9 protein-coding genes are annotated in these 12,916 nt (G+C 61.2%); 5 read left to right on the top strand and 4 right to left on the bottom strand.

Annotation, left to right across the window (positions count from 1 at the left end; genetic code table 11):
* Positions 1 to 116 precede the first annotated feature (116 nt).
* From gluQRS to sfsA, 3 genes are all read right to left on the bottom strand, one after another.
* Complete coding sequence (gene gluQRS / locus AC2D8U_RS15040) at positions 117 to 1,022, bottom strand: tRNA glutamyl-Q(34) synthetase GluQRS (protein WP_484619895.1); 906 nt, start codon at positions 1,020 to 1,022, stop codon at positions 117 to 119.
* 99 nt (positions 1,023 to 1,121) lie between these two features.
* Complete coding sequence (gene dksA / locus AC2D8U_RS15035; protein ID WP_484619894.1) at positions 1,122 to 1,568, bottom strand: RNA polymerase-binding protein DksA; 447 nt, start codon at positions 1,566 to 1,568, stop codon at positions 1,122 to 1,124.
* Positions 1,569 to 1,758: 190 nt separating this feature from the next.
* Complete coding sequence (sfsA, locus tag AC2D8U_RS15030) at positions 1,759 to 2,472, bottom strand: DNA/RNA nuclease SfsA (RefSeq protein WP_484619893.1); 714 nt, start codon at positions 2,470 to 2,472, stop codon at positions 1,759 to 1,761.
* Positions 2,473 to 2,862: 390 nt separating this feature from the next.
* On the opposite strand from sfsA, the gene pepB reads away from it, so the two are divergent.
* Positions 2,863 to 4,140, top strand: coding sequence for an aminopeptidase PepB (pepB, locus tag AC2D8U_RS15025; RefSeq protein ID WP_484619892.1), 1,278 nt, complete (start codon positions 2,863 to 2,865; stop codon positions 4,138 to 4,140).
* A gap of 588 nt (positions 4,141 to 4,728) precedes the next feature.
* Here pepB and thpR read toward each other — a convergent pair.
* Positions 4,729 to 5,256, bottom strand: a complete 528-nt coding sequence (gene thpR, locus AC2D8U_RS15020) for an RNA 2',3'-cyclic phosphodiesterase (RefSeq protein WP_484619891.1) — start codon at positions 5,254 to 5,256, stop codon at positions 4,729 to 4,731.
* 107 nt (positions 5,257 to 5,363) lie between these two features.
* Here thpR and hrpB point away from each other — a divergent pair, with 107 nt between their 5' ends.
* The 4 genes from hrpB (at position 5,364) to AC2D8U_RS15000 (ending at position 12,909) form a co-directional block, all read left to right on the top strand.
* Entirely contained in the window at positions 5,364 to 7,832 is a 2,469-nt protein-coding gene (hrpB, locus tag AC2D8U_RS15015; protein WP_484619890.1) for an ATP-dependent helicase HrpB, read from the top strand.
* Positions 7,833 to 7,847: 15 nt separating this feature from the next.
* The gene (mrcB, locus tag AC2D8U_RS15010) at positions 7,848 to 10,223 is read left to right on the top strand and encodes a penicillin-binding protein 1B (protein WP_484619889.1); all 2,376 of its coding nucleotides are present in this window, start codon (positions 7,848 to 7,850) and stop codon (positions 10,221 to 10,223) included.
* Between the two features lie 686 nt (positions 10,224 to 10,909).
* Positions 10,910 to 12,124: an ammonium transporter gene (locus tag AC2D8U_RS15005; protein ID WP_484619888.1), complete on the top strand. Its 1,215-nt coding sequence runs from the start codon at positions 10,910 to 10,912 to the stop codon at positions 12,122 to 12,124.
* A 203-nt stretch (positions 12,125 to 12,327) separates the two neighbouring features.
* Positions 12,328 to 12,909 carry a 3'-5' exonuclease gene (locus tag AC2D8U_RS15000; protein WP_484619887.1) on the top strand — a complete coding sequence of 194 codons (582 nt, stop codon included), beginning with the start codon at positions 12,328 to 12,330 and terminating at the stop codon, positions 12,907 to 12,909.
* Positions 12,910 to 12,916 lie beyond the last annotated feature (7 nt).

Below are 12,916 nucleotides of genomic sequence, written 5' to 3'. Positions count from 1 at the left end.
AATATGTGAAAATAGGCGCGTTGATTCTGGCGCGCAATGATATACCAAGGCTGGTTAAATGATAAGCCGGATTGCGTTGTCAGCCCCAGATCATGAGGGGTTCCGGCAAGTCCGTCTCAGCTTAGCGGTGAGATCCCCGGGGCCAGCAGGTGGCGCTGCCTCGGGATCGAATCGAGCCGAAAGTGGGCAACGGCGTAGGCGAGCTGCTCCTGAGCTGGTGCTGTCACCAGGGACTCGGGCAGGGGCTGGCCAAGGAATGTCAGGGCTTGAGCCAGTTGGGTGCTGACGGCCCTCGGTGCCAGGGCCGGGGCATGGTTCTGCTTTGAGAGCTTTTGCCCGTCGGCCTGCACTGCCAGGGGAAGATGGAGAAAATCTGGTGCTGTCCACCCCAGCTGGCGGTAGAGTGACACCTGACGCACAGTGGCTTCCAGCAGATCGTTGCCGCGTACCACTTCGGTGATCCCCTGATCATGATCATCCAGCACCACGGCCAGTTGGTAGGCGTAAAGACCGTCCCGTCGCTTGAGAATAAAGTCTTCGGCGGCGAAGGCAGGATCTGTGCTGATCTCGCCCAATAGGCGATCATTGAAACGCGCCTGGGCCACCTGGTTCTTGAGGCGAATGGCGCTTCCTTCAGCATTCAGGCACCGGTTACGACAGTGGCCGTCGTAGATCCCACCGATCCCCTTGATCCGCTTCCGGGTGCAGTCGCAGTAATAGCAGGTGTTTTGCGCCAGCAGCTGGGTCAGCACCTGTTCGTAACGATCATGGCGCTGGCTCTGGTAGAGCACACTGCCATCCCAGTGGAGGGCAAAGCGCTCCAGGGTGCGCAGGATCTCATCGGCGGCGCCGGGGACCTCCCGGGGCGGATCCAGATCCTCCATCCGTACCAGCCACTGTCCACCCTGGTGGCGGGCGCGCAGGTAGCTGCCGACGGCGGCGACCAGGGAGCCGAAGTGGAGTGGGCCGGAGGGGGAGGGGGCAAAACGGCCGATATAGGCCGACTCTTGGGTGGTGGACACGATCAGCTTCCGTGGTCTCTGGATGGTTCGGCATCTAAGGTGCCAGGTGTGGATCAAAAACGGGAGGCACAGCCTCCCGTTTTACACTCCAGGGTGGGATTAACCCACCATCTGTTTTTCTTTGATCTCAGCCAAGGTCTTACAGTCGATACACAGATCGGCAGTGGGACGAGCCTCCAGGCGACGGATCCCGATCTCAATTCCACAGGAGTCGCAGAAACCGAAATCGTCTTCCTGGACTTTCACCAGGGTTTTTTCAATCTTCTTGATCAGCTTGCGTTCCCGATCTCGGGTACGCAGTTCCAGGCTAAACTCTTCTTCCTGAGCAGCACGGTCGACCGGATCCGGGAAGTTGGCCGCTTCATCCTGCATATGGTGCAAGGTGCGATCCACTTCTTCACGGAGCTGGTTGCGCCAGGCTTCCAGGATGGTTTTGAAGTGAGCCAGTTGCTTCTCGTTCATGTATTCCTCACCGGCACTTTCGCGGTAAGGCTCCACGTTGGCGTAGGCCAATACGCCGATTTTCTTTGTCTTGCCCTGCGGCATCAGGCGTCTCCTGTTACTAAATACGAGAGGCAATCCTCTGATTGGGGCGGTATCTATATCAGATGGATCCCGTTTGCGCAAATCCTTGCAAGCCAGATTGCTAGCTAGAACAAACCCGGGCTGCTGTATAGCACGTGGTGGGTGTTCAAACAATCTTACTTGAGTCGGTTGTGGCGCGTTGTTCGGCCGACTATTCCGAATTAAGCCGTACGGGCAGCCGGACCGTTGGCGTGATCGCTTCTGAACTCATCTCACAGCTCAAGGCATAAAAGGCGACGCCAGCCTGGGCGGCCTGTTGGCACAATTGTGCGTATTGAGCATCGATATGCGCCGCCGGAGCCACACTGCGGATCCCACTGTGAGGTACGATAAACAGGATCGCCGCCCTGTGACCCTGGGCTACCATAGCCATCAACTCCCGAAGGTGTTTTTGTCCCCGGCTGGTCACGGCATCGGGGAAATACCCCTGACCACCGTCACCCAGTAAGGTGACACTTTTCACCTCTACGTAGCAATCCTGCTGATCTTTATCTGTTAATAACAGGTCGATACGACTGTTCTCCTCACCGTAACGCACTTCCCGGCGGATCGTCTGATAGCCCTCCAGTTCGGGCAGCAGCCCCGCCCGGATCCCCTCCTCGGCCAGATCGTTGGCTCGAGTGGTGTTCACCATAATACGGTGACCGGCCTGGGTCTGGATCCATTCCCAGGTACAGGGATATTTTCGCTTAGGATTCTTGGAGTCGGAATACCACGCGATCCCTCCTGGCTCTGCACAGCCTGTCATGGCGCCCGTGTTGGGGCAGTGCAGGGTGATCTCTTCGCCGTCGGACAGACGGATGTCAGCCAGGAAGCGCTTGTAGCGCTTGAGCAAAGTGGCGGATTGCAGGGGAGGAAATTTCATTGCTTCTCTTCTTCGTACCGCAGGGGAGGTCACTCTAGCACAGGGGGCAGGGCACCGCGTTGGCCGCAAAGGAAAAGGGAGGGGACAGGATGCTGTGCTGACAGAAGACAGAAGACAGAAGACAGAAGACAGGACGCTGCGCTGGCAGAATACAGAATACAGGAAGAGCGAAGCGCTGCTTTTCCTGCCTTTCTCTGTTCCCTTAATTGCAGAAGACAGGACGCTGCGCTGACAGAATACAGGAAGAGCGAAGCGCTTCTTTTCCTGCCTTTCCCTGTTCCCTGCTTTTTCTGTTCCCTGTTCCCCGGCGCCCCGGCTCTGTCTCCCGCACTCTGTCATGAGGGTGGTACACTCCATGGCATAGCAAAAGAAGACCATCAAGGAGATGAGATGAGCAGTCGACTGAATGTTGCACTGAGTGATGAGCGTGCCGCGGCCCTATGGGGCAAGAGCAAGATCAGCTATGTCGGGGAAACCGCCACCCTGCACCTGGCCCAGGTGGATGATTGGGGACGGGCAATCCAGGCGGCGGCACGTAAGTTGACCACTCAGGGGATCCGTGACGTGAGACTGACCGGCGAAGGTTGGACCCGTCAGTTGCAGTGGCGTTTTGCTTGTGGCTTTGGCGAAGCGATGGAGCCGGGCACCATCGAGTGGGCCAGTGATGCCGAGCAGTTGGAGGCACAAAGGGATGCCGCGTTGTGGCTCAAGTCCCTGACCCATGCCAGCCCCGAGGCGCTCAGCCCGGAAGTGTTGGCCGATGAGGTGGCCGAACGCCTCTCCGCCTTGGCGCCTGAGCACATCACTTCCCGACGCATCGTCGGTGATGCCTTGCTGGCGGCCGGTTGGGTCGGGATCCACGGTGTGGGCCGTGGCAGCGATCGTCCTCCCGTGCTGCTGGAGCTGGATTACAACCCGACCGGTAAAGCGGATGCGCCGGTGTCCGTGGCCCTGGTGGGCAAGGGGATCACCTTCGATTCCGGCGGTTACTCCCTCAAACCCTCGGCCGGCATGGTGACCATGAAGTGTGACATGGGCGGAGCGGCGACGGTGGCTGCGGCGCTCAAGCTGGCGATCCGCCGGGGCCTGACCAAGCGGGTCAAGCTGTTCCTCTGTTGCGCCGAGAACCTGGTCTCCGGTCACGCCTACAAACTGGGCGACATCCTGCACTATAAGAACGGCACCAGCGTGGAGATCGTCAATACCGATGCCGAGGGGCGGTTGGTGCTGGCCGATGGTCTGTTGGCGGCGAACGAGGCCGGTGCAGAGCGGATCATCGATGCGGCGACCCTGACCGGTGCCGCCATGACCGCCGTGGGCAGTGACTACAATGCGCTGTTTTGTGCCGATAACGGGGCGGCCAACGAGGCCCTGGCAGCGGCCGAAGCGGTGGATGAAGGGCTGTGGCGTCTGCCCCTGGCCCCCTTCCATGCCGATAAATGCAGCTCGGTCTTTGCCGATACGGCCAACAGTGTGTCACTTAAAGGTGGCGGTGCCGGGGGGGCGTCCAATGCGGCGGGTTTCCTCAGCCGCTTCGCTGGCACCCCGGCCAAAGGTTGGATCCACCTGGATCTGGCGGGCAGTTATGTCGGGGCCAATGGCCTCAACCATGAAGGGGCCACCGCTTTGGGCATGCTGACCGTGGCGGAGCTGCTGCGCCACGCCTAACCGCCCGCGTAAGATTGAAACGCCGGAGCCTCGCTCCGGCGTTTTTGCGTTGATTGCCTCGCTCTTTAGCGAGTAAAGGGCGGTAAGCTTCAGACCGCAAGCCGTAAGCGGCAGGCCGCAAACCGCAAGCTACAAGCTGTAGGCCGTAAGCCACAAGCCACCTGTCGCTTCTGGCTTGTCGCCTGTCGCCAGTGCCGCTTCCCGCCTGTCGCTTATCTCAGGGCCGCCAGGCCCGTACCGCGCTCTTAGCTTGCCGCCTGACGCTCGTCGCATGTGGGATGTCAGATTACGTCGCTGCGCGACTAATCTAACCTACGGGGCTTGTCGCTTGTGGGATGTCAGATTACGTAGCTGCGCGACTAATCTAACCTACGGGGCTTGTCGCTTGTGGGATGTCAGATCACGTCGCTGCGCGACTGATCTAACCTACGGAGCTTGGGGATCGTCGCTTGTCGCCTGACGCTCGTCGCATGTGGGATGTCAGATCACGTCGCTGCGCGACTAATCTAACCTACGGAGTTTGGGGTTCGTCGCCTGCCGCTGGCCGCCAGCCAGGCGTCGTTAACGCCGCTGCGTTCTCGTCGGATACTAGGTTTTTTTCCACCGTTTCAGACAGTGGTATTCCACCCCGCCGGGGCCCGCCTCCGAGAGCATCAGTTCGACACAGGGAGGCGTCAGGACGATGGGGGAGTCCAGCTGGGGTGGGGAGGAAGGCAGACCGTTTGCTCGGCGAAACAGGGTGAGGTGAGGCCTGAACCCAAGGCGGCTGCTATGCAGGCCGTGTTGGTGCGCATCCTGCTGCAGCGCCGTGGCCAACCGGCCCAGGGCGATCGGCGTACGACGGGCGGCCAGGACAATGGCGCCGGGCTTAGGCCAATACTGCAGGGTGTCCAGCTCGAGATGCAGAGCCGGCGGGGTGAGATCCGCCCAGCGAGCCAACAGCTGGGCCTTCTGTGCGGCGGTCACCGGGCCAAGAAAGGCCAGGGTCAGGTGCAGGTTGGCCGCGGGTACCATGCGGCCCACCACGCCGGCCTGGGCCAGTTGGCTCTGCAGTTTTAGCAGGGCCAGCTGGGTGGTGCGGGGCACCGGCAGAGCAAAGAACAGTCGTTGTGCCATGTGAACCGAGTCTCCTGTGCCGATCTGAGCGTGGGGGAGTGGGAAGATTGGACTGGGCGGATCAGGCCAGTAAACTGTCGGCCTGTTTGATTGAATGAGCCCGCATCTTGTCCACTTTGCCCATTGAAGATCTGTTTGATCCCATACGTCACGCGCTGAAAAGCCATAACCAGCTGATCTTACAAGCTCCGACCGGTGCGGGGAAGTCTACTGCCCTGCCCTTGGCGATGCTGGGCTGGTCGCAGATCGACGGCAAGATCCTGCTGCTGGAGCCAAGGCGCCTGGCGGCCCGCATGATCGCCCGCTACCTGGCGGCCCAGTTGGGGGAGAAAGTGGGGCAAACCGTGGGCCTGCGGGTGCGTGGCGAGACCCAGGTGTCGAAACAGACTCGATTGGAGGTGATCACCGAAGGGGTGCTGACCCGAATGATCCAGTCCGATCCCGAGCTGGAAGGGGTGTCGCTGATCCTGTTCGATGAGGTGCATGAACGTCACCTGGCAACGGATCTGGCCCTGGCCCTGGCCTTGGAGGTGCAGGGGGGGCTGAGGGAGGATCTGAGCCTGATGCTGATGTCGGCCACCCTGGAGGGGCAACCCCTGGCCCAGCTGTTGCCCGAAGCGGCGTTGCTGGAAAGCCAGGGGCGCAGCTACCCGGTGTCGGTGGAGTATGTGGCTCCGGCCAACCAGCAGTTCTGGCTCAATGATCTGGTGGCCCAGGTGCGGCGTCAGCTGGCAACACGGGAGGGCAATATTCTGGTGTTTCTTCCCGGCATGGGGGAGATCCGTCGCGTCGCCGAACTGCTGGCCCAGGGGCTGCCTGCCAAGGTTCAGGTGTGTCCCCTCTATGGTCAACTGGCCCCGGCGGAGCAGGATGCGGCGGTACAGCCGCCCCCGGCCGGGCAGCGTAAAGTGGTGCTGGCCACCAATATTGCCGAGTCCAGCCTGACCATCGAGGGGATCTCCGTGGTGGTGGATGCCGGGCTGCAGCGCCGGGCGGGTTACAACCTGCGCACCGGCCAGACCCGGTTGGAAACGGCACGGATCAGCCGGGCGGCGGCCGCACAGCGCGCTGGCCGGGCAGGGCGACTGATGCCGGGCCACTGTGTCCGGTTGTGGAGTGAAGCGATGCAGCAGGGGCTGGCGGAGAGCGAGACGGCGGAGATCCAGCGTGCCGATCTCACCGCCCTGGTGCTCGAGCTGGCGGCCTGGGGCAGCAGTGCGGCGGAGCTGGCCTGGCTGACACCGCCACCGGATAACGCCCTGGGCAAAGCCCAGCAACTGCTGGGCCAGTTGGGACTGCTGGATGACAAGGGGCAGATCACCCCGCTGGGCCGTCGCGTCCACGAGCTGGGGGCGGATCCCCGTCAGGGTCTGATGCTGCTGAGGGCAGCCGAGTTGGAGGGGGAGCTTCCCGGGGCCCTGAAGCTGGCCTGCCTGGTGGCGGCGGTGATCGAGGAGGGGGATCCCCTGCGCGGCCGGGATCTCGGGGCGGATCTGGGCCGTCGGCTGAGTGCCGCCGATTCCGGTCGCCACGGCCAGATGGCGCAAAAGTGGTTCCGTCAGTTGTCGTCCCGTTGCCGGGCGCGGCCGGTCGCCGCACACCACAGTGAGGCTGGCCTGCTGCTGGCGTTGGCCTATCCGGATCGTATCGGCCAGTGTCGGGATCAGGGCTTGCGTTATCAGTTGTCCAACGGCAGCGGTGCCACCCTGAAGGAGCAGGATCCTTTGCTGGGCACCCCCTATCTGGCGGTGGCGGATCTGAGTGAGCGGGCCGGTCGCAGTGATGGCCTGATCTTCCTGGCGGCCGAGCTGGATCTGGCCGCCCTGGAGCGGGTGGCTCCCCACCTGTTCTCGCGCCACAGGGAGGCCAGGTATGATCGCAACAGCGGGGTGCTGCGGGCCGAGCGGCAGAGTCGGTTGGGGGCCCTGGTGGTGGCTCGAGAGGCGCTAACGGATCTGCAGCCGGAAGATCATTTGTCGGCGCTGCTGGCGGAGATCCGCCGTCGAGGGCTGGATTGCCTGCCCTGGACAGAGCGGAGTCGCGCCCTGCAGAAGCGAGTGATGCTCGCCAGGCACTATCTGGCCGATCAGGCCTGGCCGGCTCTGGATGATGCCAGCCTGCTGGCGTCTCTGGAGGAGTGGCTGGCGCCCTATTTGACCGGCATTACCCGGTTTGCCGCGCTGACCAAACTGGACCTGTATAACTTATTGAAAAACCAAATTGATTGGTGTCTTCAAGGGGTGCTGGATGAAGAGTTGCCAGAGCGGTTGACGGTACCGACGGGATCACAACTGGCATTGCAGTACCAGGAGGAAGGCGTCAGACTGGCGGTCCGAGTGCAGGAGATCTATGGCCAGAGTGCCACGCCGAGACTGGCTCGGGGCCAGTTACCTGTGACCCTGGAGCTCCTCTCTCCGGCCCGTCGGCCTTTGCAGATCACCGAAGATCTGGCCGCTTTTTGGCAAGGAGCCTGGCAGGAAGTGAAAAAGGAGATGCGGGGACGTTATCCCAAGCATTTATGGCCGGACGATCCTGCCAATACCCAGCCGACCCGAAGAATCAAGAAACACAGCTAAGAGAGTTTGACGTCGATGGCAAAGCGCCCTTCCGCGGAGAAGCCCAACTCCTCCAAAACACGCAAGGCTAAAGGAAAGGCCCCGGCGAAGCGCAAGGCAGCAAACAAGCGCTTCGGTGCCCTGCGTCCCCTGTTGAAGCTGGGGGCTAAACTGATGCTGGTGTTGCTGGCGGCCATGGCCCTCTATGGGGTCTACCTGGACAGCCAGATTGCCCGTAAATTTGAGGGGCAGAAATTTTTCCTTCCGGCTCAGGTGTTTGCTCGACCGATGTCGATCTACCCCGGCGCCCCCATCACCCATGGCCAGCTGAAAGATGAACTGGCGCTGTTGGGGTACCGCAATACCGGACGAGTCAGCCGTGAGGGGGACTTTGGTGTGGCGGTGGATCGCATCGAGATCTTCCGTCGGGCCTTTGATGGGCCCAATGGTTTTGAGGGTGCCAACCGGATCATGGTGCATTTCGATCAGAACCGGATCAGTCGCGTTGTGCGGGTGGCGGATCAGCGGGACATGGGCTTTGTTCAGCTTGAGCCCCTGTTGCTGGATCGGATCCTGACCGGTGAGACCGAAGATCGCCTTTTTGTGCCCAGAGTGGAGATCCCCGAAACTCTGGTCGCGGCGCTGCTGCGTACCGAAGATCAGGAGTTTTATCATCATCACGGGGTCTCCGTCAGTGGGATCCTGCGGGCGGCTGTGGTTAACCTGCGGGCCGGGCGCACGGTGCAGGGGGGCAGTACCCTGACCCAGCAGCTGGCCAAGAACTTCTTTCTGACTCGGGATCGCACCTACATCCGCAAGGCCAACGAGGCCTTGATGGCGCTGATCATCGATTTCCGTTACCCCAAGGATGAGATCCTTGAGGCCTACCTCAATGAGGTCTACATGGGCCAGGATGGGGCGATCGCCGTGCATGGTGTCGGCCTGGCGGCCTGGCACTACTTTGGTACCCCGCTGGATGAACTCAATCTGGCCCAGCAGGCGCTGCTGGTGGCGATGATCAAGGGGCCCAGCTACTACAACCCCTGGCGCTACCCCAAGCGTGCCGAGCAGCGAAGGGATCTGGTGCTCAAGCTGATGCTTGAAGAGGGGATGATCAGCGCCAGCGACTACGAGGATAACGCGACGTTGGGTTTGCAGCTGCGGGATCCCAACTGGCGCCAGCGTCATAAGCTGCCGGGGTTCCGTACCCTGATGCAGCGGGAGCTGGCCGACCGTTTTGGCGACAATGTGCTTCACGAGTCCGGCCTTCGGGTTTACACCACCCTGGATCCCCTGGCTCAGCAGGCGGCCGAAACCGCGGTGCGTGAGGGGATGGCTCAGCTGGGCCAGGCTCGTCAGGACGATCAGTTGCAGGCAGCCATGGTGGTGGTGGATCGCTACCAGGGTGGGGTGTTGGCCGTGGTGGGGGACAAGGATCCCAACTACAAAGGGTTCAACCGGGCGCTGGATGCCCGTCGGCCGGTGGGCTCTGTGCTCAAGCCCCATGTCTACCTGACGGCCCTGGCCGCGCCGGAGCAATATAACCTGAGGACGTCGCTTAAGGATGAGCCCATCAGTATGCAGAGCAGTGCCGGTCAGGTGTGGGAGCCGCAAAACGTCGACAAGGCGTTTCGTGGCGAAGTCCCCCTGATCGACGCCCTGGTCCACTCCTATAACGTGCCCACGGTGAACCTGGGCATGGAAGTTGGGATGGATGCGGTGATCTCCACCCTCTACAAGGCGGGCTGGCAGGACCGCCTGCGGCCCAACCCGGCGCTGCTGCTCGGCGCCCTGGGTGCCAGCCCACTGCAGGTGGCCCAGCTGTACCAGACCCTGGCCGACGGGGGGCGCTACCGTGAGCTGTATGCCATTGGCCATGTGCTCAACCGCGAAGGGGAACGACTGGTAGAGCAGAAGCCACCCTCTGAGCAGGTGCTGTCCGCTTCCGCGGCCTGGCTGACCAACCACGCCCTGGTGGAGGTGGTGAAACGGGGAACGGCGGCGCGACTGCAGCGCCAGTATCCCCGCATTACCCTGGCGGGCAAGACAGGGACCACGGGGGAGGGCCGGGATGCCTGGTACGCCGGGTTTGACGATAGGGACGTAGTGGTGACCTGGGTGGGGCGTGACGACAACAGTGCCGCCGGGCTTTACGGCAGCTCTGCAGCGCTGCCGCTCTACCAGCGTTACCTGGCCGAGCGTGAGCCCCTCTCCCTGGTGCTGACCCCACCGCCTCAGATCACCGAGGGCTACTTTAATGGCGCCGGTGAGCCGGTGGCGTCGCGCTGTCGGGGAGCGGTTGCTGCGCCAACCGACCGGCAGAGCTGGCCCGATCCCTGGGGCTGTGGCAGTCGCACCTCCGACAAGCCAGGTGAAAAAAGAAACTGGTTTGAGCGGGTGCTGGGATTGTAAAAATGGGGCCGAAAGGCCCCTTTTTCTATCGCGATACCGGTTGATGTCAGGATGAGCGGTGGACGCCCTCCTTTCTATGGCTATGTTCTGTTTCTTGTTGTTTCTCAGCTCCGAATGCCTGTCCCTGTTTCTGTCCCTTGCCCTTGCCCTTGCCCTTGCCCTTGCCCTGCCCCTTGCCCCGGTGCCGTTTTCGCCTTTCTCAATCATGGATTCAACTCAGGATTTTTCCATGCACTCAAATGGCGCATAGGCCTGTGCATCCGCACGCTTTTGGTGCTTGGCTCAGGAAAGTTTCGCGTCATTTTTGAGCGTGGCTATAGAGCAGAGAGGAGCCGAGCATGGTCGTTCTGGGTTTCTGTGGCAGGGGAGCTTAGGTTGGACAGGTTCTGCGGACAGTGTCGAACGGTGGCGATGTTGTGATTATGTTGTTGTTTTTTAATGTTGTCTTTTGCCGTTGGGGTTGAGCGTGCGGACCCAGCCTGCATGACCGTCTGGGTCTGGTGCAGGGCTCTGCACCGAAATGGTTTTCGCGCTTGGGAGAGAGTTGGTCTGAGTTTTGCTCAGTTGCTCCGACACAGAGCCCAGATACAGAACAAAGAGGTCCAGACTCAGGGCATTAAAGCCAACTGGCCTCATTGACAAAGGGGCCCTTGGGACATGGAAGCGGTAAGCGAAAGAGGACAGTAGTGGAAAACATCAATAATGCAGTAGCAACTCTGGTTCAGAGCTCCAATACCCTGTTTATTCTATTAGGCGCCATTATGGTGCTGGCGATGCACGCCGGGTTTGCCTTCCTGGAGGTGGGCACGGTGCGCCATAAGAATCAGGTCAATGCCCTGGTCAAGATCATCACGGATTTTGCCGTTTCAACCCTGGCCTATTTCTTTATCGGCTACCAGATCGCCTATGGCATCGACTTCTTCTCCAGTGCCGCAGATCTGACTCAACACCATGGCTATGAACTGGTGAAGTTCTTCTTCCTGCTGACCTTTGCGGCGGCCATCCCCGCCATCGTCTCCGGCGGTGTTGCCGAGCGCGCGAAATTTTATCCCCTGCTGATCGCCTCGGCCCTGATCGTGGGCCTGGTTTATCCCCTTTTTGAAGGGATGATCTGGAACGGTAACTATGGCTTCCAGGCTTGGCTGGAGGCGCAGTTTGGCGCCCAGTTCCATGATTTCGCCGGCTCCGTGGTGGTGCATGGGGTGGGGGGCTGGATCGCCTTTGCCGCCATTTTGCTGTTGGGCTCCCGTAATGGCCGTTATCGCAATGGTCGTGTGGTCGCCTTCGCTCCGTCCAACATTCCCTTTCTGGCGGCGGGAGCCTGGGTGCTGACCGTCGGCTGGTTTGGTTTTAACGTGATGTCGGCCCAGACCCTGGATGGGATCTCCGGCCTGGTGGCGGTGAACAGCCTGATGGCGATGGTGGGGGGCACCGTGGTGGCCATGCTGGTGGGTAAGCGGGATCCCGGCTTTATCCATAACGGTCCGCTGGCCGGCCTGGTGGCGGTTTGTGCCGGCTCGGATCTGATGCACCCCATGGGTGCCCTGGTGGTCGGTGGGGTTGCCGGAGGCCTGTTTGTCCTGATCTTTACTTTGGCACAAAACAAGTTGCCACGGTTTGACGATGTGTTGGGGGTCTGGCCACTGCACGGCTTGTGCGGTGTCTGGGGCGGCGTGGCCGCCGGGATCTTCGGCTCTGAGGCCCTCGGGGGGCTGGGCGGCGTCTCTCTTGCCGCCCAGTTGATCGGCAGCCTGGCGGGGGTCGTGGTTGCCGTGGTTGGGGGCTTCGTGATCTACGGGGCGGTTCAGCTTGTCAGTGGCCTGCGACTCAGCGCCGAGGATGAATTTCAGGGGGCGGATCTGGCCATTCACAAGATCGGTGCCACCTCCGACGAACGTTAAGTCTCGAGATAGGCTTCCCAAACGGCGCTTCGGCGCCGTTTTTGTTGCGCAGACGGGCATTTTTCAGGAGCATCGCGCCTGACGCCTGTTTGTGATCACGGCATAACCGAGTGCACGACGCTTGGCGAAGCGACGGAAACAGGAAATACTAGTGAGCGGGCCCGTTGCAGCGGGCCGGCTCTTTTTGTTTTTTAGAGGACACGATGGCCAAACGGATCATCTGTATTGATACGGAGCTGAGTTGCTGGGACGATCCCGAGTTCCAGAAGGCTCAGACCCTGGAGATCTTCCAGTTCGGATTGGCGGAGATCGACGTCGACACCCTGACCATCGCCCGTACCGGCAGTTACTACATCACCAATACCCGGCATGAGGTCAGCAAGTTCTGTTACCAGCTGACCGGGATCGGTCAGGCGACCCTGGATAAGCGCGGTATGCCCCTGGATCAAGTGGCCCGGCTGCTCAAGGAGAAGTGGGGGGTGGGTCAGCGCTGGAATGCCATGCTGACCTGGGGTGATGAGCGGGCCTGGATGGAGCCGGACTTTGTCGCCAAGGGGGTCGCGTATCCGTTCCACAACGGCTTGATGAACCTGGCGGATTACTACCGGTTCAGTTTCTGTGCCAGCAAGCGGGAACGCGCTTCGCAAAAGAGTGCGGCCGCCAAGTATGGCGTCGAGCTGGCCCAGCCTCAGCATGATGCCGAGGCGGATGCCATCACCCTGGCCCGGATCACCATCGCCATGATCAAGGCCGGGGAGCTGTTTCCCGCCCTCAAGGGCGATTGAAGGATCG

The organism is Ferrimonas sp. YIN67 (genome assembly GCF_057219095.1).
This window is presented reverse-complemented; position numbering and strand designations above follow the sequence as displayed.

What these genes read in the sequence shown, in the direction of transcription:
- dksA (WP_484619894.1), bottom strand. Translation starts at nt 1,568, where the DNA reads ATGCCGCAGGGCAAGACAAAGAAAATCGGCGTATTGGCCTACGCCAAC.
- sfsA (WP_484619893.1), bottom strand. Translation starts at nt 2,472, where the DNA reads ATGAAATTTCCTCCCCTGCAATCCGCCACTTTGCTCAAGCGCTACAAG.
- pepB (WP_484619892.1), top strand. Translation starts at nt 2,863, where the DNA reads ATGAGCAGTCGACTGAATGTTGCACTGAGTGATGAGCGTGCCGCGGCC.
- thpR (WP_484619891.1), bottom strand. Translation starts at nt 5,256, where the DNA reads ATGGCACAACGACTGTTCTTTGCTCTGCCGGTGCCCCGCACCACCCAG.
- mrcB (WP_484619889.1), top strand. Translation starts at nt 7,848, where the DNA reads ATGGCAAAGCGCCCTTCCGCGGAGAAGCCCAACTCCTCCAAAACACGC.
- AC2D8U_RS15000 (WP_484619887.1), top strand. Translation starts at nt 12,328, where the DNA reads ATGGCCAAACGGATCATCTGTATTGATACGGAGCTGAGTTGCTGGGAC.